Origin of the sequence: Nocardia sp. CY15 (assembly GCF_009829295.1) — a bacterium.
GTDB classification, from domain to species: Bacteria; Actinomycetota; Actinomycetes; order Mycobacteriales; family Mycobacteriaceae; genus Nocardia; species Nocardia sputi.
Genome location: NZ_VUOT01000030.1, coordinates 43,855 through 68,674, shown reverse-complemented (window position 1 = coordinate 68,674; position 24,820 = coordinate 43,855). Strand labels below are relative to the sequence as shown.

Here is a 24,820-nt window from a genome sequence, read left to right as displayed (position 1 = left end):
ATTTCGATAGGTGCTGACCATCAACCGCCTTGTCGCCGATTCCGAGCTGAGCTTGCGGGTGATGACCCCGGAACTCACCGACCGTTTGGCGGCGGAGATCAGCTGGCTGCACTCCACCGAGCTGCCCGACCCGTCGCCATACGTCCGTCCCGGGGAACTGGTGCTGACCAACGGTCTATGGCTGCCGCACGTCTCGGCGGAGCTGTTCATCGACGCTCTGGCGCGGGCGGGAGCAGCCGGGCTGGTCTACGGACTGACGGCGCAGACCCCGGTGCTTCCTGAAGAGCTCGTGTCGCTGTGCATTGCGCGTGGCCTGCCGTTGATCGAGCTGTCTATCAGTGTGCCGTTCGCCGCCCTCACCCGTGCGGCCGCCCGAATCCAGAACGAGGTACTGCAGGCGGAACTGGCCGCGACCGTGCACCGCGGCGATGCTCTGGCCACCGCCCTGTCCCGTGGCAGTGGCGCGGCGGGCGTACTCGAGATCCTGCGGGGCGAAACGGAGTTACCGCTGATGGTGGTCGACCGCAAGGGTCGCTGCCTGGCCAGTATCGGCTGCGAACCGACAGGAGAGCAGATCCGCCTCGCCGCCGTGGCTCTCAACGGTACGCCACCGCCGCTCGAGGTCGATTTGCTCAGTTCCGGTCCGTCCGCGCTGTATCTGGTCGAGGGCGCGATGGGGGAAATCGACGCCGGCTTGTACTGCCTGGAACCGGCCACGAAACTGGATACGGCCGATCGCGAGGCCCTCGCCCAAGCGGCCCGATTCCTGAGCCTGGAGGTCACCAAACAGCAGGCGGTGCATGCTATCGAGGCGCGCTTCGCAGCCGAGCTACTGGAGATGATCCTGTCGGGACCACGGCGCAGCGGCGAGGTGAGTCAGCGGCTGCGCGCCTACGGGGTGCCGGCGGACCGTCCGCTGTGCGTCTTCGCACTCGCCCCATCCTCCCCGACCGTCGGCCACCACACACCGCCGGACCATGTCGCCGACGCCGTCGGCGCATTCTTCGCCATGCACGGAATCCCGGTATTCACGGCCGCGGGAAGCCGCGACGTCGTAGCTGTCTGCCCCTGGGATCGAGCTGCGGACGAGTTGGCGCGTTTTGCTCGCGAGCTGTCCGCGGAAGTAAGCAGGCGCGTGCGCGTTTCGAGGATCGTCGTGGGAGTGGGTGAGATAGTGACGACTGCGGGCGCCCTGCGGGAACCGCTGGTGCGTGCTCGGGAAGTCTGCCAGGTGCTGCGCGGGCGGAACGGCCCGGACACGGCCACCTTCGCCGATATCGCGACATTCCGGATGCTGCTGGGGCTGCTCGATGAGCAGGTGCTGAGACGGTTCACCGATCAGGTTCTCGGCATCATCCGCGAGCACGACACCCGCGCCCACACCGAACTCGAGCACACCCTGCGAACGTTCCTCGCCAACGACGGCCAGTGGGGAGTGACGGCCGCCGCCCTGCATGTGCACGTCAACACCCTACGCAACCGCATGGCGCGTATCACCGAGCTGACCGGACGCAATGTCAACCGGCTCGAGGACGTCGTCGACTTGTCGCTGGCCTTCGCGGCCGAGTCCGTCGGCCCGGGCGCCGGATCGACCACGGCTATCAGATGATCCGGCCGCCGCGGCGTCAGTTCGGGTATACCGCTGGATCTACGTCGTAGCTCGGCAGCGGTCGATGTGGTGTGCCGGTGTCCTCACGCGCCCACGCCGCCACATCCCGACAGCGTGCGAAGGTCACGTCTGCGCACTGCTGGGCATACGCGATAAGGCGTCGCAGCGCCATCATCCGGCCCGGCCGCCCGGTGAGGAACGGATGCATGCACACGTTGAACAGGCAATTGTAGTGGCGCATGCCATCGAGCTCGGCGCGCCACATTTGCTCGACCTTCGCAGGGGATTCGATGACCGATCCGATCCGCGGTTCGGGCAGGTAAGAATATTGCTCCCAATCATCCAGCGACCAATGCACAGGCAGCTCCGTCACCAAGCCGTACCTGCTGTCGATGAGGTACGGCCGGTCGTCACCCATCAGTGACGAGTCGTAAGCCAGCCCGTACTCGGCGACCAGACCGAGAGTTTCGCGGCTGGCGCTCCACATCGCCGCGCGATGTCCGGATATTTCGATCCCCTGCGCCGCGAAGATGTCGAGTGCCCGTGCGAAGTCCGCGCGTTCGGCGCCGGGCGGCAGGGAAGTGGGCGCCCGGTGGCTGTAGGAGTGATGTGCGACCTCGTGCCCCCGGTCGATGATCGAGCGGGCCAGGCGGGGGCGCTGCTCTGCTACCCAGCCGGGCACGAAGAACGTAGCGGGAATGGCCATCTCGTCGAGGAGGTCGAGGATCCGCGGCACACCGACGTCCGGACCGTAGGACTGATGCGACATCACCATGGGGTGCTGGGCGTAGTGACGGCCTTCGGCAAGGATCGGTGTCTCGGCGTCCACGTCGAAGGTCAGCGTCGCCACGGCGGCAGCGCCGCGGGTCCAGGTGCGCTCGCTCATCCGGCGCGCCGTGCGCGCCAAGCGGCGGCGTTGTCCAAGCAGGCCATGGGATGCAGCATCGCATGGTCGAACGGCTCGAGCGCTGCCCCGGTCTCGACCCGGCGTGGCAGGTCGGGATTGGCCAGCGCCCCCCGGCCCAGCGACAGCATGTCGGCGTGCCCACCGGTGAGCACATCGGCGGCCTGGGGGAGTGCGTGCATGCCGCCGTTGGCGATGACAGGACGGCCGGAGACCTTACGGGCGAGCTCGGTGATGGTCGATCCGCTCGGGAAGCGAGCGGTCTCGAGGAAGTCCTTGCCCTCGCTGGCAATGTGCAGGTAGGTCGCGTCGGTCAGTGCCGTGAAGATGGCCCGCGCGTCGGCGGCGGCGCCGGGCCAGCGGTAGGTGAAGTCGTTGACCTTGGTCTGGGACAGTCGCACGCCGATCGGGAAGTCGCCGAGCGCTTCACGGATCGTCCGCAGCACGCGGACGGTCAGGCGGATCCGGTTCTGCACCGGTCCGCCGTACTCGTCGGTGCGCTGGTTGGTGTAGTCGGTGAGGAACTGGTCGAGCAGATAGCCGTTGGCCGCGTGGATCTCGACCCCGTCGAAGCCGGCCGCCCTGGCGTTCTCGGCGGCGGCCGAGAACCCGGCCACGACATCCTCGATGTCGCGTGCGGTCATCTCCCGGGGCGGGTTCCACGGCCCACCGACGCCGCCGTAGTCAGGCATCATCTGGCCGGGGGGCGTGATCGATGAGGGGCCTATGGTGTTGTAGCCGTAGGCGTTGCCCTGGGAAATGGCACCGGCGTGCATCAGCTGCGCGACGATCGGGGCGCCGGCCGCGTGTACCGCATCAACCACGTTCCGCCATCCCGCGATGTGCCGTTGGGTGACCAAGCCGGGCTGGTTGTAGTAGCCCTGGCTGTGGGTGGCGTCCGTGTAGGTCCCCTCCGTGATGATCAATCCGAATCCGCCCGCTGCGAACTCGTGGTAGTACTCGCTCATCTGGGCGGTGGGTGTGCCGTCGGACTCGGCGGAAATTCGGGTCATCGGTGCGACGGCGAACCGGTTGCGCAGCGTCAGGGCGCCGATCGCGGTCGGCTCGAGAGCAGGGTGGGCCAGTTCAGTGGTGATCATCGTTTTCTCCTCCGTGGTTGGGGGCAGGATGGTCAGGGCGAGCGGGGTGGGGCGAGTTCCGTTGATGACGTTGTGGTCCTGCGGGCAGGATGAGACGACTACGAGGCAGTCCATCTCGGCGCGCAAGGTGATCGAGTCGCCGGGCGCGGTGGCGGCTTCCAGCCACGACAGGGTTCCGCCGGCGGTGATGGGAATCCGCATGAAGACATTGATCGGCTGCGGGATGGTTGGCAGGGCCGGGTACCCGAGGTCGCTCATGGCGTGGCGCAGATTGTCGGCGCAGCTGGCGTGGTCCGGGTCTCCGTATGCCGCATAGCGTTCCGGGTCGCAGGCGGCTATCAACATGTCGTGCACCCCGGGGGAGGTGTCGGCCAGGTAGGTGAGGATCGGGCGGCGGCGATTGGTGACGAAGGATTCGCCGAGCGCGGGGAAGAGTCGACTGGTGTGGGTGCGGGTGTGCGAGGCACTGTGGTGCTCGGTGATGTCGTCGGCGTTGTAGGCGAAGACATCACCCACTTGGCCGCCGTCGAGGTCGGTGATCCGCAACCGCTCGCCGGTTCGCAAGGTCACCGCCCTGGCCTGTCTGGCCGGCACGGTCACCGGCTCCCGGTAGCTCAACGCTGTCATGGTGTTCAGTCAACCGAGCTACAGCCGCCGGTGTAAATGTGTGTATGCACAGTATTCTAGCTTTGACATAGATGTTTCCACATTCCAGTGACAGCTGCGGCGGGATAGCGTGGGTTTTATGCGTATCCGTCCGCAAGCGAGACCCGCCGCGACCACAGCCGCCGCCATGGTGCGGGCCCGTGAACGTGGCGAAACCACATCGGCTGACCTGGTCGCCACTGCGATCCACAGTGCGCGGCAACCCGATGCGGCCGCAGTGATGATCACCCTCACCGCCGAACGCGCCCACTACCAAGCCCAGGCCAGCGATCGTCGCGCGGTGCGCGGCGCTCTGCGCAGCCGCCTCGACGGCGTCCCCGTCGTGTGGAAGGACCTCTTCGACGTCCAGGGCACCGTCACCACCTGCGGCTCGGCAAGCCACCTCCACGACGAACCAGCCGCGATGGACAGCCATCTCGTGCGGCGGGCGCACAACAGCGGACTGGTCACAGTCGGCAAGACCAATCTCAGCGAGTTCGCCTTCTCCGGCCTCGGAATGAACCTTTGCTTCGGCACGCCCGCCAATCCACTCGACCCGGCGCTGATCCCGGGCGGATCCTCGTCCGGGTCGGCGGTCGCGGTCGCTCGCGGCATCGTTCCCCTTGCGGTGGGTACCGATACCTCCGGATCTGTGCGGGTGCCCGCGGCGCTGTGCGGTATCGTCGGCTACCGGGCCAGTCCGGGCAGGTACGGCCCGCACGATTTCGCGCCCCTGTCCGCGACGCTCGACAGCGTCGGCTTCTTCGCCACCACTGTCGAAGACCTGGTCATGATGGAGCGGGTACTCCGCCCCGCCGAGCCGAACCAGCGCACGCTCCCACTGCGATTCGTGGTGCCGGCGGGGGAATGGTCGGAGGACGCCAACGGTGAGATCGACTCCGACTTCGACGCCGTTGTCACCGCACTTCGTGCCGCGGGCGCCGAGGTCGAGGTCCGCGAATTGCCGTCGCTTGTGGCGGCCCAGCGGCTGATGGACACTCACGGGACGATCGTCGGCGCCGAAGCCTTCGGCCTGCACGGACATCGGCTCGATTCCACCGCACCGATCGAACCCGCCACCCGCCGCAGGCTCGGAAGCAACGCGTGCACATCGTCCTCCGTCGCCCCTGTCTATACCGCGATGCCCGGGTTGCGTGCGGCCTTCGCCGCCGAACTCGGGGACGCGATGTTGTTATGTCCCACCGTGCGGCAACCACCGCCCCGCATCGCCGACCTCCAGGCCGACCCAGCTCGATACGACGCCGCCAATGCCACTGTTCTGCGCACCACCATGGTGCTCAGCTACCTGGGCAGTTGCGGGATCACCCTGCCGGTGCCCGCATCACGGCAAGGCCCTCGCACCGGGATTCTGCTTTCCCGGCCGGCTGGCGACGATGTGGCCCTGCTCGATCGGGCAGCCTGGGTGCACCACCTCATGGACCGGCACTGGCGCAACGACACGTAGCAGGCTCACCGATGTCACAGTCGCGCTAGCCGCTTCGTCTGCTCAATGACAACGGATAACGCAAGAGCCGAGGAGAATCAAGTGCTCGATACGAAGGAACGCACGCACAGCGAGGTGTCGGCGGCACACGACCGGTCGCAGGCAGCCACCGATAATGCTGCTGCGGTCGGCACGGGCGATGCCGACGCCCATCCGGCGAAATGGAAGTTCTGGATACTGACCATGATCGGTCTCTACCCAATGCTCACCGGCTTGGTCACGACCACCGCTCCACTGCTGCAACCTTTCCCGACACCGCTACGGCTGGCCTGCATCATGCCGGTCGCGGTGGCGGCCATGGTGTGGGTGATCATGCCCTTCCTGACCCGATGCTTCGCCGGGTGGCTGACGCGCTGACCAGCCGACAACGGCAGCTCTTGTGATCACGCCATCTCACCGGCCAAAACCCGCTGGTGGTGAACCTGTGCCGAGGGTGAGATGCGCCTTCGCCATCGCGAGCGAAGGCGTCACAATCTTTGATCGAGTTAGGACCTTAACTGTCCTATCTCCGCGACACAATCGAATCATGAGTGAAACCGAATCGACTGCAGGACAGCTGGATCTGGCCGATATCACCGACTACAACGATCCGAACGCGCCGTGGAACCAGGCGGGGGACCAGGAGGGCAGCATCGCCAACTGGAACGATGATGTGATCAACGAGTTCAGGGAGAACTCGGGCAAGGTGGGCGGTGCTTACGCGGGCGTGGACCTCATTCTGCTCACCACGACGGGAGCCAAGAGTGGCAAGCGGCACACGACTCCGCTGGGGCCCCAGTACCGGGACGACACCATGTACGTGAGCTCGTTCATGGAAGGCAAGTACCCGGCGTGGTGGTACAACATCAAGGCGAATCCTCGGGTCACCATCGAGCTCCGGGGCAAGACCTACCAGGGGACCGGCAAGGTGCTCGAAGGCGCGGACTATGACGAGTTCGTGGCCTGGGTGCTGGCCAACAACCCACTGCTGGCGGACTTCCAGTCCAAGGTCGACCGCCCCATGCCGCTGGTCGTGCTCACCCTCGGCGGCGAGGGCTGAGCGCTCCCTGGGATCTCTCAGCCGCGGCGCCTCGACAACATCACATAATCGGCATACTGAAGATGCCGTTGACCGCGCTAACCGAAGCGGCCAGTGCGGGCTGACGGAAGATCGACGGGCCGAGTCCATCTCGAGTCAGCAACGCACTGAAATGCCGATGAGCGGATGGTTAGTTGTAGGGTCCGTGCCGAATTTGTTGTCGTGCGGACGTTGCCGGTGCGGTCCGCTCTTGACGTCAGCCGACCGGGCGCTTCTCATGTCACCTTTATGACGATCTTGCCCGAGATGTGGCCGTTTTCGACGGCAGCGAGGGCGGCCGGGGCGTCGGAGAACGGATGGACTGCGGTGATCACAGGTGCGAGGATTCCGTCGAGGGCCAGCCGGGCCGATCGCTCCAGGTTCTCGCGGTCGAGGCGGCGTTCGACGAATGGTCGCGGAAGGGGTCGACAAGGCAGGCCCGGTAATACGGTGGGCGGCGCAGCTGGTCCGGCTCGGATGCGCGGGCGTAGCGTTTCACCGTGTTCAACGCCAGGCCCAGACGCCGGGCGCAGTCCAGCAGTCCGACACCTTGATCGAGCAGATCGTGCACCGCATGCCAGCGTTCCAACGTGGTGGTCTCGCGGGTGAGTGTTTGCCGTTTCGGGCCGGCCGCGGCCCAGCATCGGCCGTGCGCGGCGACGACTTCCCTCACCGATCGGGCCAGACCGTGCCACAGATGCCAGCGGTCGCTGACCTGCAGTGCGGCGGGCCGCGCGCGGCGGATCGCTTCGGCATAGGTGGCCGATCCGTCGCGGACGACGACCTCGACGCCAGGATTGTTCCGCAGCCATGTTTCGAGGGTTTCGGACTTGCGGTCGGCCAGGACGTCGATCCGTTGGTGAGTGACAGCGTCGATGACCGCTGTGCCGTAACGGTTTCGGCGGCGCAGGGCGAAGTCGTCCACGCTGACCACCCGCGGGACCGGCCGGTGCGGCAGCGGGATCGCCAGCAGTACCCGCACCGCGGTATGTCGGGACAATCGAACCGGCAACGTGGCCAGCACGCGGACCGCAGCCCGACCAGCCAGTTCTTTCACGATCGCCCGCACCTGGCCGGTCAGTCGGGTCGTTCGCCGTTGGTAGCGTTCGAGCAGCCCGGGAACCTGTTCACGGAAAGTCTTGCAGCACTGCGGTCTCGGGCAAACCAGTCGTCGAACCCGTACCCGGACGATCACCACGCGACCGTCGGCGGGCAGGTCGGCGACGGTCCGGTGGTGGTAGCTGTGGACTTTCTCCGACTCCTCACCACAGCGTGAGCACACCGCCGGGCCGGGCGCTGTCCGGGCCCGCACTACGAGCCTCCAGCCCTCCTCGACAACCTCCTCGATCACCAGCGCCGACAAACCCGAGAACACCAGCCCGACAGCAACATCCGCCTCACCCACCCACGCATCGTGCCGTCAGGCGACCACGCTCAGCCACCGGAAGTGAGCCAGAGCCTTTATATTTACAGTCCCCGCCGACGACCCCGGTCGGCGGATGAACGCGAGGACTCCGACATGTCGATGCGGCCATGCGGTTCCGATGCCCGCGCGGATCCACACCAACCTGCCTCGGCGCGGGTGGCCGCCGCGGTCGTTGTGGTGGGCGACGACTTCGCCGCCCCGGGATCGGGTCCCGGCGTGGTTGCATCTGGGGGCGCGGCGGACGAGATGGAGGACGTATGGGATACGACTGCACGTTGCACCTGGTGGACGAGGACGCGATCAGGGAGCAGTTCGTGCCCCGCTTGCTCGGGAGTTCGACCGAGCCGACCGCATTGGATCGAGTGCATCCGAAAGCGGCGGACGTGTGGCGGCAGGTACGCGAGCTGTTGCTCGGGACGGATGGGCACGCGGCGGCGGAGGCCGTGTCGGTGGCAGCGGTCATGTTCAGCGCCTCGATGCTGCCGTACCGCTACGAGCGGGGGCTGGCGCTGAGCCTGGCATTCGAAGCGGGACGGGTGTTTCCCGACGGGGTGTTCGAGCCGAAAGTCGAGTACGCGCCGGACGCGCTGTTCGCCGATGTGGTCGCGGCGCATCCGCAGGTACGGGGACGGTTCTCCTCGGGCTGGTTCGGCGGGAACTATACGACGGGGCTCTATGTGCCCGCCGAATATGTTGCCGAGGTGCTGGCCTGGGTGCAGGAGCAGCTCGCGCCGTTGCCCAAGGGTGCCCAGCGGAACTACCGAGGGATCGTGGCGACGCTGCGCGCGGCGGTGGATCGCAAGCTCGGATACTGGGAGGCAACGGATCTCGCGGTGCCCGCGGCGGGTGAGTTCCCCGGCGATCCGGAACTGATGTGGGCGCAGTACCTCGGCAACGACGGCACGACTGCCGCAGCGGTGGAGACGGCACCGGCATCGCCCATCGCGAGTGTGCTCGACGACATTGTCGACGGCTTCCTGATGTCGCACAGCGACGGCAAGTCACCACAGGTGGAACTGTGGGACCTCGAGTCGTGGCCGCCGCGATTGGCGTTGCAGCGCAACGAATTCTGGGTCGCGGCTGCACGGGCCTCCGAGGGCGGATGGCTGGCGTACTCCACCGTCGACACCAAGGCACGCCCGCGCGTGTTCGCGCCGATCCTGGTGGACGGTGACACGGATGCACCGCGGGTACTACCGGCCAAGGGACCGGACGGGGCCGACCTCTACTCCCACGAGTGCTACTTCCTCGGCACGCGCCCCGTGGTGTTGCACGAGGTGAAGAGTCACCTGCTGAGATTCGGCGGTATGCAGCTCGGCGACCCGCTGCCCGGCCCGCTGTGGCTCACGGACTCCGGTGTCTGGGAACAGATTCCGGGCATCACACCGGGCACGGTGGTGAAGAGTTCACTCGGCGACGCCGCCCGCCCGGTCACCGGGGCCGCGCGACTGGCTGACGGTAACACCGTCCTGATCTGGGACGGCAACGGCTACGAACTCGACCCCGCAGGCACCGGCTGCGTCCGCACCTTCGAGATGGCCGCACAACGCTCCTTCGTCGGCTTCACCTCGGCGCCCGCGGGCACCGACGGATTTTTCTACCAGTCCGGCCGCGACCTGCACGAGATCCATCGAGGCGGCAAACCAATCCGGCACGCCGAAGCCTGGACCAACGTCATGGACGTCCGCCCGGGACCGGACGACAGCCTCCTCCTCAAATTCGGCAGCAACGACGAAGGCAACGTCGGCGCCCTCTACTTCCCGAACGACCGTACCCACATCGCCCTCCCCCCAGAAATGTTCGGCGACAAATCCAGTTACTCGGCCCTTTACTGGAGCCGATCGACCAACCGAATAGTCGCCATCGGCGGCGATTTCGTCGCCGTTGCGGTAGAAACCGTACTGTCACAACCGAGATCGGCGGTACCCGAACTTCCCGACGAGGCCTAGTGTTCCGCGCTTGAAATCCGTTCGTTAATCGTAGGATTCGGCGGTGGCAAGGACGGGGCGGCCGAGGTCGGGGCCAGATTTGGTGGTCACCGAGGCGCAGCGTCGGGAGTTGGTTCGGGGTGCGCGGGCGGCGACGTCGACGCAGGCGTATGCGTTGCGGTGCCGGATCGTGCCGAGGTGCGCGGAGCCGGGTGCGGCGAACGCGCATGTCGCGGCTGCGGTAGGTGTCACGCCGATGACTGTGGCGAAGTGGCGGCGCCAGTTCATCGAGCACGGTCTGGCCGGTCTGGCTGATGAGCCACGTCCGGGTCGGCCGCCGTCGATACTGCTGGATCAGGTGGAGCAGGTAGTGGTGTTGACGTTGGAGCGGACTCCGCGTGATGCCACGCATTGGTCGCGGGCATCGATGGCCGAGCGGACCGGATTGTCGAAATCGACGATCGGGCGGATCTGGCGGCGGTTCGATCTGAACCGCACCTGGTCGACGGATTCAAACTGTCGACCGACACGCTGTTCGTGGAGAAAGTCGTGGATGTGGTCGGCTTGTACCTCTATCCGCCGGAGCGAGCCGTTGTGCTGTGCGTGGACGAGAAATCACAGATGCAGGCCCTGGATCGTTCGCAACCGGTGTTGCCGATGATGCCGGGCATGCCCGAGCGTCGCACCCACGACTACGCTCGCCACGGCACCACGAGCCTGCTCGCGGCGTTCAACATCGCCGATGGCACCGTGATCGGGGAATTGCACCGCCGCCATCGTGCCGCGGAGTTCAAGAAGTTCCTGGTCTCGATCGACAAGGCAGTACCCGCCGACTTGGCTGTTCATCTGGTCTGCGACAACCTGGCGACCCACAAGACCCCGATCGTCAACGAATGGCTCGCGCGTCACCCCCGGTTCCACGTGCACTTCACCACGCCCGGATCGTCCTGGCTCAACCAGGTCGTGCGACACGAGGTCGCATGAGTGACAGTGGAACTCGTAAAAGGAGGAATCGGCTGATGTCGGTGACGTAGTTCCCGATCCCGTGCGTGTGGATCGTCCCCACCTCGACGTGCATCATGGGTAACCGTGGGGTGCGAAGCCCGAGGACTCGGGTTCCATCCAGGGGTTACAGGCTGGGGAAGACCGGGCGGGTGAATCGCGTGAACCCTCGTTGACGCCTCGTCATGAGCACTCTCGCCGATGGGAAGTTGCAGCGGGAGATAGGGATAACAGTTCAGCCTCGTACTCGTCGCGGTCACTGTAGCTACTTGCACCACGAGCTTTCCTGGCTGTCGACGCGTCGGCATCCGGGCAACCGTCGAAATCCACAACAGCCAGCAGCGCCGCCAGCTCGGCCGGTGTGCTGTCTCTGCCGTGACCGAGCAACATGTGGGCGCCTTCATGCGCCACCACATGCCGCGCCATCGTCGGCACCTGCCAGGGGCGATACAGCACGACATCGTCCACCGAGCGGGCCAGCCACAATCCGCACAACTCGACCGGGAAATACTCCGGCAACGGTAGATGCACGATCTCACGCCCGCGGACCTGCTCCAGGCGAGCAAAGAACGGTTCCACCGTCCAATCCGGCGGCAGTTCGAGATCATCGACGATCGACTCGAATCGCGAACGTCTCGACCGTCCTGGCCACAACTGAACAGGCAACTTAGCCTCCCCTTCTAATCACGTCCTGCTCCCGATCGTGGCTGCACGACATTCCCCGATGCATCCACTGGTCGGTCGATCTGGTCGTATTCGTCCGGAATGGGTACCCATTGCTTCGGCGCCGTTCGCGCACGGGCGCGAACATACCATCGAGTATGCGCTGGCGTCCCTCGTTCGTCGCACCGCGTCCGGAATCAGACCCGGCGGCGGGCCCACCCGAGATTGCTGTTGTGCGGCGCTCATTCGTCACCGCGCGCGGCATCCGCTTCCACGTCACCGAGGCGGGTCCGGCGAACAAACGTCCGGTGCTCGCGCTGCACGGCGGGCCACAGCACCATTACGCGTACCGCCACCTGCTCGCCGATCCGCCGGACGACCTGCGGATCATCGCGCCGGACCTGCCCGGGTACGGCTGGTCCGGACCCGCGCCGCACTGGTGGGCCAAGGACTGGGGCGGCTACATCGCCCACCTGCTCGTGCTGCGGGAGCCGGAGCGATTCGACGCGCTGCTGGCGCTGAACATCGCCCACCCGTGGCAGACACCGCGCAGTTTCCTGCCGCACGCCTGGCGGTTTCTGATCTACCAGCCGCCGGTCGCCGCGTTCGGCACGTATCTCCACCAGCGCACCCGCTTCTTGGAACAGCTCATCTTCGTCGGCGCCGTGCGCAACCGCGACGAGTTCGGACCCGAGGTGATCCACGCGTACGCCGACCGCTTCCGCGACCCGCTCTGCGCCCGCACCGCGGCCGACACCTACCGCACTTTCCTGCTACGCGAAGTCCCCCGGTCCGCCGTACGGCGCGAACAACGCCGCGCGACCGTACCGATCCGCGCCCTGTTCGGGGTGGACGACGCCGCGATCCATCCCTCGCTCGCGTCCGAGAAGACGGCGCGCGCCGACGACTACCGCCTCGAACTGGCCCAGAACTGCGGCCACTTCATCGCCGAAGAGCGACCGGACTTGGTCCGGGCCCGGCTCGTCGAACTGGCCACGACGACCGCGCACCCCGCGTGAAGACGGGTCACAGCCTCGGCTCGCGCGGACTCCGTAGAGCGTGCGATCCTGTCGCTGGGACGATGGCGCGGGCAGAACGGTGGCACCAGCGCGGAAATGCACTCCTACAGATCTTTGACGGTTGATTGCGGTTGACGGAGCTGGTGATCACTCGGGCTGTGGGTTGATACCTGTGCGGTGAGGTAGGGGCAGGGCGGGGGATTGCCGGCCGCGGGGCGTGTCCGGCGGGAGGTGGTTTGCTTGGCGGCGGCCGAGCGGTTCGCCGCCGGTGACAAGACCGCCGATATCGCCGCCGCTCTGCGGGTTCGGAGTTCTGTGGAGTGCGAGCTGAAAGTGGCTTGCGGACAGATGTTTACGCCGTGCCGAGCATAGACTGTCCACGGTGGTCACCAACTCGGAACAGAATCAGCGGGTAGCAGCGGGCGAGTCCCGAGCCTTGGCGCCTGGACCCACATTCACGTCCGGTCGCCAGTGGCGACGTCGGCTCGGGCACACCGCTTGGATCGTCGGTCTCGCGACAGCGTTGACCATCGGCCTCGAGCGGTTCGGATTCAACCCCACCGACCAAGGCTTTGTGGTTGCTCAGTCATGGCGCATACTGCACGGCGAGATACCGCATCGCGATCTGATCTCGGCACGACCTTTGGGCTCGGCGTACCTACACATCATCGACTTCGTGATTCCCGGACCGCTGTTGCTGTCCTCGGCCTTTGTGGCATGCCTACAGCTGATCGTCGCGACGGTAGTGCTGGCGGCATGGACGACCGGCATCGGTGTCCTGCGGTGGGGGCTGGTCCGCACTGCGGTAGTTGCATCGGTCGCAGTGATCAACGTCCACCTGTTCGCGATGACCGCGTGGCACACCGTCGACGGCATATTCCTTGTCGCCGTGGGCTGGTACGCGTTCGATATGGGTCGGCAACGCGATCGGGTATGGCTGGTGCGGTCGGGTCTTTTCGCCATCGGATTCGCAGCGGTCACCAAACAATCGTTCATACCAGCAGTCCTCGTCACCCTTGTCGTCCTGCTGATCCAACGTCGGCATCCGGTGCGGCGGCTCATCCTCGACCTCGCCACTTTGATCGGCCCTTCTGCTATATACCTGGTGATCGTCACTGCGGGTGGCGGTTTCGGGGCAATGATCGACCAACTCGGCGGCGGACATGCCACCGCCGGTCAGCGCCTGCTGAGTATCGGTGTGATCTCAGGGGCAATACCAATTCTCGGCGTATATACCGTCGCGGTACTCGCATCGACGACAAGAGGGCCGATGATGCGCGGTATCGCGTCGGCTATCGCCTGCCTGATCCTTGGGGCAGTCATTGTCGACGGACAGCTCGAGCGGGCCGGCAACTGGGGCATCGTTCTATGGTGGGCCGCTGCTCTGACCATCGGCATCCACGCCGCGACGCAACGCAGCGTTCCGTGGCGATCAGTCGGCATGGTGCTGCTCGGATACATGGTGTCGTTGTCGTGGGGATACGCCTCACCCACGCTGCTCGGCGGCAGCCTCGCGCTGCTGGCCATCGAACAGCTGGTGCGGGACCTGCCGACTGTGGTCGACCGGGCCCGCATTGTCGGTGGCATCGCCGCCGTCATCCTGTTGGTTGCCACGCTCGGTTGGATGAGTGAACTTCGACTGCAGGCCCCCTACCGTGATCTGCCGGCCAGGGAACTGACTGCCGACCTCGGTGAGTCGATACCTGCGATGCGTGGAATCCGGACGAACCCGGCAACCGCGGCATACGTCGAGCAGATTGTGCGCTGCCTGGACCAGTATCCCGCGTCCCGCACCGCAGTGCTGCCCGACAATCCGTTCATCTATCCGGCGTTGCACATCCGAAACCCCTTTCCCATCGATTGGCCACTTTCGGCAGAACTCGTCGCCGACAGCCGCGCTCGCCTTGATGCGGCAGCCGAAAAAATCGAGCGGGAGGGCGACTACCTGATTTTGTTCCAGACCGTCACCAGTCGCGCCCTAGCTTCGGCAAAGCCGATCCCGGTTGCTGTCCCGGCCGATGCTTCGGTGGTAGACCCGGCCGGAATCGCGGACGGCATACTCGCTCGGATCTCCGGCCAACCTGTGACATGCGGCTCCTTCGTCGGCGTCTGGCAGCCATCGAACAGGTAGGCGCCGGGCCCGAAACCGCCTATGCCAGCGAGCTACTCGCCACACGACCAGCATCAGAATCCCGAAACAGACCACGATCCCGAACGGATCGGCCGCGACAACGGCACCGAGCAAACCAGCGACTGCGATGAATCCCCAGGCCGATAACACCAGGGCGATAGCCGAACGCGGTAGCGACCGGGCCGCGTCATGTGTCGGTGCCCTCGGGCACGATGGAGCGCATGACCGCGGCGACCGATGTCTCTTCGATCGACCTCACCGCCCCGAACCTGCGCGAGCACGCCGAGCAGCTGCTGCGCGAACTGGCCGGGCCCGATGCGCGGCTGCGGGAGGACCAGTGGATCGCCATCGAGGCGCTGGTCGTGCGGCGGAGCAGGGCGTTGGTGGTGTAGCGCACCGGCTGGGGCAAGTCCGCGGTGTACTTCATCGCCGCCAAATTGCTGGGCAGGGCCGGTCGCGGGCCGACGGTGATCGTGTTTCCGCTGCTCGCGCTGATGCGCAACCAGGTGGCGGCCGCGCAGCGCGGGTGGTCGCCGCCACCATCAACTCGGGCAATGTGACCGAATGGGACGAGATCCACGCGCAGGTCGCCGCCGGCGCGGTCGACGTGTTGCTGGTCAGCCCGGAACGACTGAACAATCCGGATTTCCGGGACCAGGTGCTGCCGAAGCTCGCGGCGGACGCGGGACTGGTGGTGATCGACGAGGCGCACTGCGTCTCGGACTGGGGACACGATTTCCGGCCGGACTACCGCCTGAAGTGTGTCTACCTGTCGATCATGGCCCTCGATCCCACCGGAACAGGCCGAAACGGTGGGTCACCCGCTGGAAAGCCGCGTTGAACGCTTTCGACATCACCTTCGAAGGCCGACTCAGCGCTGGACGGAAGTAACCCAATCAAACCGAGTTACACCGATGGCTGGGCTCGGTCCCATTTTCGGTGGTGACCCGAGGGGCGTGACGGCACGATGTGCCGGTGGGTCATGTGAATGTCTCTGTGGTCGTGATGTTTTCGGGTTTGTCGCCGTTGTTGGTGGAGGAGGTGAGCGACGAGGGCTCCTGGATTGGGGTACGCGCTCGGACCCCCGGTGGTCCAGCGGCCTGCCCGGGCTGCGGTGCTGTTTCGGGCAAGGTGCACAGCTACCACCAGCGCACCGTCGTCGACCTGCCGCTCGACGGCCGTGCAGTGCACGTGCGAGTGCAGGTGCGGCGGTTGGTGTGCCCGACCATAGGCTGTCGCAACACCTTTCGTGAGCAGGTACCCGGTGTGCTGGAGCGCTACCAGCGGCGCACCACGCGCCTGACCGGTCAGATTCGATCGGTGGTGCGGGAGCTGGCCGGACGCGCCGGAGCCCGGCTGCTGGCGCGACTCGCAATCGGGCTGTCGCGCCACACGGCGGCGCGGGTGCTGATGGGTATCCCGCTGCCCGAGCGGCCGGTGCCGGCCGCGGTGAGCGTGGACGATTTCGCGTTGCGGCGCCGCCACCGCTACGGCACGGTGGTGATCGACCCGGTCACCCACGACCGCATCGACGTGCTGGCCGACCGGAAAGCCGACACCCTGGCCGTGTGGCTGAGCGAGCACCCGCACGTGCAGGTCGTTGTCCGTGACGGCTCCACCACCTATGCCGAGGCCGTGCGCCGGGCCCTGCCCACCGCGATGCAGGTCAGCGACCGCTGGCACCTGTGGCACGGGCTGGCGCAGGTGGTCGAGAAGACGGTGGTCGCCCACAGCGCCTGCTGGTCGGCCGCAGCACCTGCTGGTCGGCCGCAGCACCGAAGTATCGACAGGTCAAGGGCGGCGCCACCACCCTGCAACGCTGGCACGCCGTGCACGAGCTGCTCGATCGAGGGGTCGGACTGCTGGACTGCTCACGCCGGTTGGGCGTGTCGCTGAACACGGTCAAACGCTACGCCCGTGCGCCCGAGCCGCAGCGTCTGCGCCGCCCGCCGCAGTACCGGCCCTGCCTGGTCGACCCCTACCGCGACCACTTGCGCGCCCGCCGCGCCGCCGACCCCGGAGTACCGGTCCTGCAACTATTCGCCGAGATCAAAGTTCTCGGCTACGCCGGAGGGCTGAACCTACTCTACCGCTACGTCAACCAGGGACGCCTCGACGGCGACCGAATCGCGATCTCGCCCAAACGCGTGGCCAGCTGGATCCTGACCCGACCGGCCGACCTGCCCGATCCCCGCCGCGCTCATCTCGACGAGATCGCCGCCGCGTGCCCGGAGATGACCGCCCTGGTCGACCTCGTCCGGGAGTTCGCCCAACTCATGACCGAGCGCCGCGGCAGCGACCTCGACAGCTGGGTCAAGCAGGTCCGCGAAGCCGGCCTGACCGAATTCAACCCGTTCCTCACCGGCCTCGACCAAGACCACGACGCTGCCGTCGCCGGTTTGACCCTGCCCTACACCAACGGTCCCTGCGAGGGCGTCAATACGAAAACGAAGCTGATCAAACGGCAGATGTACGGCCGCGCCGGCTTTCGGCTACTCCGACACCGAATCCTGCTGGGATAGGCGAGGTTCCGCTACCACCGAAAATGGGACAGAGCCGTTGGCTGGACAGACCCGGGCGCGCGGGCTCGCCTTGAACCACGGGCCGAGTCAACTCAGTGATCCGTCTCGGGAATTTGGAGACCTTCTGGAAATCGCGGCGGCCAGTGAGGACGCGCTTTCCGCACTGCGAGCGAGGCGCGCGGCGGCCGAGCGGCGCTTGACTGACCTTCACTCGATGGCTCGTGTGTGCCGCCATGCGACGCCGAAGCCAAGAACTGTGAAGAAGATTGAGACGAGCACAATGGCCATGTATCCGAAACCGGGGATGAGCGCGAGTCCAACTGTGCTCGCGATCATGCGAAGCAGTCCGAGGATCGTCGCTTGCAACGAATAGTCCGTTGCCGATGAATCCGCACGGCTGTTATCCATATAGACGGTGTTGATCCAGGTCATGATGGCCGCATAGCCGATACTCATCATGAGTATCCCGGTTGCTGCGACGGTGGCGGATGCGTCGCCGATGGCGATCGGGAGTGTCGCCGCGACGGACAGCATCCCGGCGACGCCGATTACGACGAGCGGACGGGCCCGCCCCCACCGTGAGATTGCGGCGCCTGCTGCCAAGCCCGCGATTACGCCGACCACCGGCGCGTAGACGCCTTGGAGCGTCGCGATATCGCTCAGGCTCCATCCTCGATCCAGCAACAGCGCACCTTGAACGGCAGTAACGAGATACGCGCCGGAAACCAGGAGAGGTGCGACGATCAGCGCGAAGGTGCGTCGTGTCGTCGAGGTGAAAAAGGTACCTATCCGCGACCATTGGATCGCGGCCGGGGCCTCGCCTGCGGGTTCCCGGAATCCGATCAGCATGGCGGCTGGGATCGCGAATAACGCCCCGAGAATCAGCAGAGTCACGCGCCAACCGCCGAGGTCGTAGAGAAGCAGCGCGCCGCCGGTGCCGAGGACGATCGACGCAGTGGCGGCGGCGACCTGGATGCCGTTGCCCAGCCCTCGTTCGGTGGGTCCCAGAATCCGTACCGCGAGCCCGTTCGTCGCAGTGTCGTTCAGGGCAGCGAACACGAGCAGGATCATCAGTCCGGCAAACACGAGCGGCAGGTCATGTGCCGGATCAACCGCAGACAGCGCGGCGAGCGACGCAGCCAGGGCTGCTTGAGTCGCCCACAGCCAACTGCGGTATGGCCCCTTACGAGACGGGTGGCCCCGGTCGATAATCGGACCGGCGATGAATCGCAGCACGTAGACCACACCGAACAGCGGCGCCAGCGCCACCAGTTTCTTGGGGTGGCCGAGGCTCAGCAGAATCGTCGTGAGCGCCCCGAAGGAGAATGAGAACGCAATGTCGCTGACCAGGTACAGGCTGACGATCAGCGAGTAACGTCGCAGCCGGCCCGTGATGGGGTAGTGGTCCAGACTGCTCGACAACGGGGCACTCACGAGACTCCTCATAGAGCCGAGACTATGAGATCGACTGACCGTCGGTCAATTATATTGTCAGACGAGAATGATTATTGCCATGTCGGTTGACCACAGCGGCCTACATGATCACGTTCAACTACCTCGCGGCCGTGCTCGCCGACATCACCGGTATGCCTACGGTCTGGATCCCCGCGATCCTCGCCCTCTTCGGGATCGGCGCCTTCGCCGGCCTGTCCATCGGCGGACGCATCTCCGACCGTCGCCCGCACGTCGCGCTCCTGAGCGGAACCGTTGCGATCGTGATCCGTTCGGTCACCATGGTCATCGCAATCCACCACTCGTGGGCGGTGATTCTCACCGTATTCCTGCTCGGGATCGCTGCCTTCGTGCTGAACCACGCGATCTACGGACGTGTCTTCGCTATTGCAGGCGACGCCCCGACGCTCGCTGGGGCGATGACGGTGTCGGCTTTCCAGCTCGGGATCAGCTGCACTCCGGTCCTCGCGGCAGCCGCACTCACTCGCGGCACCTCCCTCACCTGGGTCGGCGTCATCGGAGCCGTCCTCCCGCGATCGCCGTCCCTCTCGTCCTTGTCGACCGCACCAGGCTGGAAGATGACGTCACACCCGACGAGACCACCACAACCCGAGCAACCACCTCACGGACCCTGCAGTGACACACCGCAACGCCCCTCTGTCTATCGAGGGACGACGACTCGCCGAGCACTGCCGAACCAGGCCGATCGCACACGTGGTGGCCGAGATGGGGATCTCGCGGGCGTGCACGTCCAAGTGGGTGAACCGGTGGCGCAGGTGCAGGGACATCGGCCCGATGGACCGGTCGTCCACGCCGCGCCGCCAATCGACAGCGACGCCACCTGAGGTCGTCGAGCAGATCGAGACCGGCAGCGTCGAAGACCTTGCGGAGGTGACCGTGCCGACCTTGATCATTCCCGGTACCGACTCTCGGCACCCGACGGCGCTCGGCGCAACCCTCGCGCGGGTGCTGCCCGCAGGTCAGCTGAGCGAGGCCAGGGTCTCGTCTGATCTGCATAACGCCGACGATCTCGCCGTCGCGGTCGCTCCCGCGATTCGCGAAGGAGGCGGTGCCCCATGGCGGGGGTGGTTGCCCACGCCGGGCGGTCTCCAAGAGACCGCCCGGATCTGTCCGAAGCAGTCCCTAGAGCTCGGGGAGGATGAATGAGCGGCACCAGCGGCGTACCTCGGCGATGACCCGCTCGGTGAGCGCTGGGTCCGCGGCGTGGAAGAGGTAGTCGGCACCGTGATGGATCGAGCCGTACAGCAGCACGGCTGTGGACTCGGGATCCACAACTCGGAGCCCTCCGGCGTCGCGTCCGGCCGTCAACAGTGACCTCAGTAGCTCGACATGTCGGTATCCGACCTCCTCGCTGTCGACCTCCTCGCCGGTCGATCCGTGCGGTAGGTGGAACAAAGTGTTGTGCTTGGCTGGATCGAGCAGGAAGGTGCGAATTCCAGCGACGAGCCATGTCTCGATGCGCCCGGCCCAGTCATCAGGGTGCAGGAGCGACATCGCCTCGTTCTGCGCGTCGAGCAAGGTCTCGATGTATCGCGCGCGGAGGGCTCCGAGAACGTCCTCGCGGGCTCGGAAGTACGAGTAGAAGGTGCCTTTCGAGACGCCGGCAGCCTGGGTGATGTCCTCGACCGTTACCGCGGCGATGCCCTTCTGCGCGAGCAGTTGCTCCGCGGCGTCGAGAAGTTCGGAGCGCCGTTGCTCCGCAGGTTTGGTCCGACCCACTCATTGCCTCCTGTCAGGTGTCTGTTGACCCATCGTGCCATATGGTAAGTTATTGACTGACGGTCAGTCGATTGGGAGGCAGTTGATGACTTTGCTGGTTACAGGTGCGGATGTGTCGGACGACAAGGTCGACAAGCTCGACCGGCCCCTGCGGTCCGCAGTGCGCGACCTGCTGCGCCCGGTTCGCCGGCAGCTGTATCTAGGGGCGGGTCTGGCTTTCGTCAGCTCGATGCTCGGCCTGCTTCCCTACGTGGCCGTGGCCGAAATAGGTCGTGAGTTGACGTCTGCACAGCAGGCCGACGTCGTGTGGATGTGGGTGTGGGTCGGTGTCGTCGGCGCTGCGGGGCGGTTGCTGCTGATGGTGGTGGCGAATCTGGTGACGCATTACGCCGATGCCGACTTGCAGCGCTCTCTCCGCGCTCGGCTGGCGCGGCATGCGGCCGTGCTTCCGTTGGGTTGGTTCACCGGACGTGGTTCGGGCGAGCTGAAGAAGGCGATGGAGGACGACATCGAGGACATGCACCACATGGTCGCCCACGCGGTCCTCGACCTTGCCAGCGCGATCGGGCTCCCGATCGTCGCACTGGTTTATCTCACGGCGACGGACTGGCGAATGACCCTGGTCACCCTGGCGGTGCTTCCCCTGGCGTCCTTCGCCATGGGAGCTGCGCACCGGACCATGCCTGCGCGTATGGCCGAGCTGACTGCCGCCCAGGTCGAATTGAACAACGCGACCATCGAGTACGTAGACGGCATCCAGGTCGTGAAGGCCTACGGCGGCGCCGGGCGGACCTATCGCCGTCTGTCCGAGGGCATCGACCGGTTCTGCGATACCCTCGCTGCCTGGACCGCTGAGGCAGGGCGGGCGATGTTCGTCACGCTCCTGCTCCTTTCGCCCGCCTCGGTACTGTTAGTTGTGGCAGGAGCGGGGACCGGATTGGTCGCGGCCGGCTGGCTCGACCCGGTGGACCTGCTGCCCTTCTTGCTCGTCGGCGTCAGCCTGCCCACGCCGTACATGACGATCGCCCAAGGCACCCAACAGCTCCGTAAGGCTCGTGTCGCCGCAGAGCACCTGCGCAACGTGCTCGACCAGCCAGTACTTCCCGAGCCCGACGCACCGCAGACCCCAAGGGCGTACAGCATTCGATTCGACGCGGTGACCTTCGGCTACACCGCCGAAGAGCCCGTGCTGCAATCGGTGGACCTCCTCTGCCGACAAGGTACCGTTACCGCTGTCGTGGGACCATCCGGCTCCGGCAAGACCACTCTCAGCAGGCTTATCCCCAGATTTTTCGATGTTGGTGCTGGATCAGTAACCATCGGCGGTGTCGATGTGCGCGACATCCAGCAGGAAAAGTTGCTGGCCCGCATTGCCATCGTGTTCCAGGATATCGTGCTGTTGCGCGACACGATACGGGAGAACATCCGTCTGGGACGTCCCGGCGCAAGCGACGCCGAGGTCGAGGCGGCTGCTCGTGCCGCCCGGATGCACGAGACGATTCTGGCGCTGCCTGCGGGGTACGACACTGTGATCGCCGGTCGTGGCGGCGTGCTCTCTGGCGGGCAGCGGCAGCGGATCACCATCGCTCGCGCCATCCTTCAAGACGCCCCAATCGTGCTGTTGGACGAGGCGACCGCATATGTCGATCCCGAGAACGAACGCGCCGTCCAGGAAGCTCTAGGCAGACTGGCCCGCGGACGCACTGTGGTCGTGGTCGCGCATCGGTTGTACACGATCCAGCACGCCGATCAGATCGTCGTCCTCGACGCCGGACGAGTGGTCGAACGCGGCACCCATAACGAATTGCTCTCCGCCGGTGGCCGTTACCGGGCCATGTGGACAGCGCAGAACCAGACCCCTCAAGTCACGACCCCGCGAGGGAAGGACGAGTCCCGATGATCCGCCGCATCCTCCAGATTTGGCCGCACCGCGGCATGATCAATGCGCTCGCCCTGCGCTACATACTCTCCGGCGTCCTTCAGGGCCTCGTGCTCGTCATGCTCCTGCCGTTGCTGCGCGAGCTGTTGTCCGACCCGATTCGCATTGGAGATGTGCACTGGTGGTTGTTCGCGATCGCCGTCGTCGGGGTCGCGTATCTTGCGAGTGTGTGGTGGGGCCACGCTGTGGGATATCCGACCGCCAACCGTATTATGCGCGACCTGCAACATAGTCTTGGCGAGCACCTCGGGCGGCTCCCGCTGGGTTGGTATGTGAATCAGACACCGGGGCGCATCGCGCGCGTCGTGGCCCAGAACACCCCCTCGGCGGCGAGCATCGTTTCCCACGTCTGGCCTGAGCGGATTGCGGCGATCGCCACTCCGGCCACGGTCGTCGTCGGCGTGTTTTTCGTGGATTGGCGGATCGGCCTAGCCTTCCTGGCGGCGGTGCCCGCCGCCGTATTTGTGATGCGCTGGTCGGCTCCGATCATCCACGACACTCAGCGCCGCATGGACGAGGCTTCTGAGGAAGCAGCTGCCCGCGCCATCGAGTTCGCCCAAGCCCAGCCGGTGCTCCGGGCCACCGGAAGAGCCAGTGCTGGCTTCGCACCGATGGAGCAGGCTCTCGACCAGCAACGACGCGCGTTCCGTCACGCGCTCGCCCGACATACACTGCCGCAATACGCGTACGTCGGGATCGTCCAGATCGGCTTCACCCTTGTCGTGGTCATCGGAGCCTGGCTCGCCACCCGCGGCGAGCTCGCCGTGCCCGAGGCCATCGCGCTGCTCGTGCTCGCGTCACGTTTCATCGAACCACTCGCCGCGATCGCCAGCCTCTCCGGCGCGATCCAGGTCGCAGACGTGGCCCTCGAACGCGTGGGCACCATCCTGAACGCGCCGCCTCTTCCCGAGCCTACGAGCGGTCAGGCTCCCACTGAGCACGACATCACCTTGAACCGAGTGCGCTTCGGCTACGAGCACACTCGTGTCATCGACGACGTCACCGTCACAATCCCCTCTGGAGGCATGACCGCGATCGTCGGACCATCAGGATCGGGCAAGACCACCCTGCTCCGACTCATCGCCCGCTTCTGGGATGTCGATTCCGGCTCGATCCATATCGGCGGGATCGACCTTCGTGACATCCCCACTCCCGATCTGATGCGCACTCTGGCGGTCGTCTTCCAGGACACCTACCTATTCGACGGCACCATCGAGGACAACCTGACTATCGCCGCCCCGGACGCCGACGAGGCACAACTCCACCGGGCCGCGGCCGCCGCCAGACTCGATGAAATCATCGAACGGCTCCCCGAAGGCTGGCAGGCCCGTACCGGCGAAGGCGGTATCGCGCTCTCCGGCGGGGAACGCCAGCGGGTCGCGATTGCTCGTGCTCTGCTCAAGAATTCGCCCATCGTGCTCTTCGATGAAGCCACCGCCGCGCTCGACCCCGAGAACGAGGCCGCTATCAGCGCTGGGATCAGCGAACTCGTGGCGGCAGGCCGAACCGTCGTCATCATCGCCCACAAAATCGCCACCATCCAGCACGCCGATCAAATCCTCTTCCTCGACGACGGACGACTGGCTGAGACTGGGACTCACGCCACGCTCCTACGAGCCGGCGGCCGTTACGCCGACTTCTGGCGCGAACGCCACGCATCAGCCGAGTGGAGTATCCGCCCGTGATATCCGCGATACACCGGAGAGAGGAGACGACTTCGGCGACATGGTGCCTGTCCAGATATTGGCTCTGTCCCACTTACCGTGGTAAGAAATCAGCCGCATTCATCCTGATCAAGGCGTCGGGTAGCGAGCCATCAGGGTTCATCGCAGGTCGCACCCAGCCCCATTCGGTGCCGAAGGTCATCGTGCCCAGAGCCGGCGGTGCACCAGGGAGTCCGGACCAGCCGGGCAGCCGGTTGCTGTCGAGCGCAAGAGCCCGGTAGCGACGAAATAGTGTTCTCCGGACCAAGAGAAAAGCCCTAATCCCCGTTGTGCCAACCCTTCTGCCCCTTGCTGGCGGTTGCATCACCCGCGGACGACCTCGCCGACGTTGTCCTATAGCAGCGATCAACTCGCGTATCCCAATTGGCTGTCGGGTCGTCGCAGAGTTCTAAACGGCCAAGTCCTTTGAGCCTTGCCGACGGCGTCTAGCCATACCCAGAACCCCTGGAGCCCAC

17 protein-coding genes and 5 pseudogenes are annotated in these 24,820 nt (G+C 65.8%); 14 read left to right on the top strand and 8 right to left on the bottom strand.

Annotation, left to right across the window (positions count from 1 at the left end):
* Positions 1–10: 10 nt before the first annotated feature.
* The gene (locus GVY39_RS26795) at positions 11–1,609 is read left to right on the top strand and encodes a PucR family transcriptional regulator (RefSeq protein ID WP_159929407.1); all 1,599 of its coding nucleotides are present in this window, start codon (positions 11–13) and stop codon (positions 1,607–1,609) included.
* Positions 1,610–1,625: 16 nt separating this feature from the next.
* Here GVY39_RS26795 and GVY39_RS26790 read toward each other — a convergent pair whose 3' ends face one another.
* Together GVY39_RS26790 and GVY39_RS34695 are read right to left on the bottom strand one after the other, a co-directional pair.
* On the bottom strand, positions 1,626–2,495 hold the full coding sequence (locus GVY39_RS26790) for a polysaccharide deacetylase (protein WP_159929409.1): 870 nt from the start codon (positions 2,493–2,495) through the stop codon (positions 1,626–1,628).
* Entirely contained in the window at positions 2,492–4,240 is a 1,749-nt protein-coding gene (locus GVY39_RS34695) for a DUF1989 domain-containing protein (RefSeq protein ID WP_159929411.1), read from the bottom strand. The genes GVY39_RS26790 and GVY39_RS34695 overlap by 4 nt, the downstream gene beginning before the upstream one ends.
* 118 nt (positions 4,241–4,358) lie before the next feature.
* Between GVY39_RS34695 and GVY39_RS26780 the strand changes: the two genes are divergently transcribed.
* From GVY39_RS26780 to GVY39_RS26770, 3 genes are all read left to right on the top strand, one after another.
* A complete protein-coding gene (locus GVY39_RS26780) occupies positions 4,359–5,723 on the top strand; it encodes an amidase family protein (protein ID WP_159929413.1) in 1,365 nt (454 codons plus the stop codon).
* Between the two features lie 81 nt (positions 5,724–5,804).
* Positions 5,805–6,119: a hypothetical protein gene (locus GVY39_RS26775; RefSeq protein WP_159929415.1), complete on the top strand. Its 315-nt coding sequence runs from the start codon at positions 5,805–5,807 to the stop codon at positions 6,117–6,119.
* 169 nt (positions 6,120–6,288) lie between these two features.
* A complete protein-coding gene (locus tag GVY39_RS26770; RefSeq protein WP_159929426.1) occupies positions 6,289–6,801 on the top strand; it encodes a nitroreductase/quinone reductase family protein in 513 nt (170 codons plus the stop codon).
* Between the two features lie 254 nt (positions 6,802–7,055).
* Here GVY39_RS26770 and GVY39_RS34690 read toward each other — a convergent pair whose 3' ends face one another.
* Together GVY39_RS34690 and GVY39_RS26760 are read right to left on the bottom strand one after the other, a co-directional pair.
* Entirely contained in the window at positions 7,056–7,154 is a 99-nt protein-coding gene (locus tag GVY39_RS34690; protein ID WP_236565689.1) for a hypothetical protein, read from the bottom strand.
* A 74-nt stretch (positions 7,155–7,228) separates the two neighbouring features.
* Positions 7,229–8,194 (bottom strand): annotated as a pseudogene (locus GVY39_RS26760) (ISL3 family transposase); the annotation flags it as partial.
* A 308-nt stretch (positions 8,195–8,502) separates the two neighbouring features.
* Between GVY39_RS26760 and GVY39_RS26755 the strand changes: the two are divergent.
* A complete protein-coding gene (locus GVY39_RS26755) occupies positions 8,503–10,194 on the top strand; it encodes a hypothetical protein (protein WP_159929430.1) in 1,692 nt (563 codons plus the stop codon).
* A 24-nt stretch (positions 10,195–10,218) separates the two neighbouring features.
* Here the strand turns inward: GVY39_RS26755 and GVY39_RS34685 are convergent, their stop codons facing one another.
* On the bottom strand, positions 10,219–10,425 hold the full coding sequence (locus tag GVY39_RS34685) for a hypothetical protein (protein WP_236565695.1): 207 nt from the start codon (positions 10,423–10,425) through the stop codon (positions 10,219–10,221).
* On the opposite strand from GVY39_RS34685, the pseudogene GVY39_RS34680 reads away from it, so the two are divergent.
* Together GVY39_RS34680 and GVY39_RS34675 are read left to right on the top strand one after the other, a co-directional pair.
* Positions 10,364–10,588 (top strand): annotated as a pseudogene (locus GVY39_RS34680) (helix-turn-helix domain-containing protein); the annotation flags it as partial. The gene GVY39_RS34685 and the pseudogene GVY39_RS34680 overlap by 62 nt on opposite strands.
* A 122-nt stretch (positions 10,589–10,710) precedes the next feature.
* Positions 10,711–11,157 (top strand): IS630 family transposase, encoded by a 447-nt coding sequence (locus GVY39_RS34675; protein ID WP_236565690.1) that lies wholly within the window; start codon positions 10,711–10,713, stop codon positions 11,155–11,157.
* 201 nt (positions 11,158–11,358) lie between these two features.
* On the opposite strand, the gene GVY39_RS26745 is transcribed toward GVY39_RS34675, so the two are convergent.
* A complete protein-coding gene (locus tag GVY39_RS26745; protein ID WP_159929432.1) occupies positions 11,359–11,841 on the bottom strand; it encodes a hypothetical protein in 483 nt (160 codons plus the stop codon).
* Positions 11,842–12,071: 230 nt separating this feature from the next.
* Between GVY39_RS26745 and GVY39_RS26740 the strand changes: the two genes are divergently transcribed.
* The 4 genes and pseudogenes from GVY39_RS26740 to GVY39_RS26715 all read left to right on the top strand — a co-directional run bounded on the left by GVY39_RS26740 (position 12,072) and on the right by GVY39_RS26715 (position 17,510).
* Positions 12,072–12,857, top strand: a complete 786-nt coding sequence (locus GVY39_RS26740) for an alpha/beta fold hydrolase (protein ID WP_201295365.1) — start codon at positions 12,072–12,074, stop codon at positions 12,855–12,857.
* 523 nt (positions 12,858–13,380) lie between these two features.
* Positions 13,381–14,988, top strand: a complete 1,608-nt coding sequence (locus GVY39_RS34670) for a hypothetical protein (protein ID WP_240679474.1) — start codon at positions 13,381–13,383, stop codon at positions 14,986–14,988.
* A gap of 221 nt (positions 14,989–15,209) precedes the next feature.
* Positions 15,210–15,742 (top strand): annotated as a pseudogene (locus GVY39_RS26725) (DEAD/DEAH box helicase); the annotation flags it as partial.
* Positions 15,743–15,993: 251 nt separating this feature from the next.
* Positions 15,994–17,510: pseudogene (locus tag GVY39_RS26715) on the top strand (ISL3 family transposase).
* A gap of 207 nt (positions 17,511–17,717) precedes the next feature.
* On the opposite strand, the gene GVY39_RS26710 reads toward GVY39_RS26715, so the two are convergent.
* On the bottom strand, positions 17,718–18,944 hold the full coding sequence (locus GVY39_RS26710; RefSeq protein WP_159929438.1) for an MFS transporter: 1,227 nt from the start codon (positions 18,942–18,944) through the stop codon (positions 17,718–17,720).
* Positions 18,945–19,598: 654 nt separating this feature from the next.
* Between GVY39_RS26710 and GVY39_RS34665 the strand changes: the two are divergent.
* Positions 19,599–19,829: pseudogene (locus GVY39_RS34665) on the top strand (leucine zipper domain-containing protein); the annotation flags it as partial.
* A 276-nt stretch (positions 19,830–20,105) separates the two neighbouring features.
* On the opposite strand, the gene GVY39_RS26695 reads toward GVY39_RS34665, so the two are convergent.
* Positions 20,106–20,702, bottom strand: a complete 597-nt coding sequence (locus tag GVY39_RS26695) for a TetR/AcrR family transcriptional regulator (protein WP_159929442.1) — start codon at positions 20,700–20,702, stop codon at positions 20,106–20,108.
* Between the two features lie 34 nt (positions 20,703–20,736).
* Between GVY39_RS26695 and GVY39_RS26690 the strand changes: the two genes are divergently transcribed.
* Both GVY39_RS26690 and GVY39_RS26685 read left to right on the top strand, forming a co-directional pair.
* Positions 20,737–22,602 (top strand): ABC transporter ATP-binding protein, encoded by a 1,866-nt coding sequence (locus GVY39_RS26690; protein WP_236565691.1) that lies wholly within the window; start codon positions 20,737–20,739, stop codon positions 22,600–22,602.
* On the top strand, positions 22,599–24,326 hold the full coding sequence (locus tag GVY39_RS26685; protein ID WP_159929444.1) for an ABC transporter ATP-binding protein: 1,728 nt from the start codon (positions 22,599–22,601) through the stop codon (positions 24,324–24,326). The genes GVY39_RS26690 and GVY39_RS26685 overlap by 4 nt, the downstream gene beginning before the upstream one ends.
* The last annotated feature ends 494 nt before the right edge of the window (positions 24,327–24,820 follow it).

Excerpts from the sequence above, each read along its gene's own strand:
- GVY39_RS26790 (WP_159929409.1), bottom strand. The coding sequence starts at position 2,495 with ATGAGCGAGCGCACCTGGACCCGCGGCGCTGCCGCCGTGGCGACGCTG.
- GVY39_RS34695 (WP_159929411.1), bottom strand. The coding sequence starts at position 4,240 with ATGACAGCGTTGAGCTACCGGGAGCCGGTGACCGTGCCGGCCAGACAG.
- GVY39_RS26780 (WP_159929413.1), top strand. The coding sequence starts at position 4,359 with ATGCGTATCCGTCCGCAAGCGAGACCCGCCGCGACCACAGCCGCCGCC.
- GVY39_RS26770 (WP_159929426.1), top strand. The coding sequence starts at position 6,289 with ATGAGTGAAACCGAATCGACTGCAGGACAGCTGGATCTGGCCGATATC.
- GVY39_RS26755 (WP_159929430.1), top strand. The coding sequence starts at position 8,503 with ATGGGATACGACTGCACGTTGCACCTGGTGGACGAGGACGCGATCAGG.
- GVY39_RS26685 (WP_159929444.1), top strand. The coding sequence starts at position 22,599 with ATGATCCGCCGCATCCTCCAGATTTGGCCGCACCGCGGCATGATCAAT.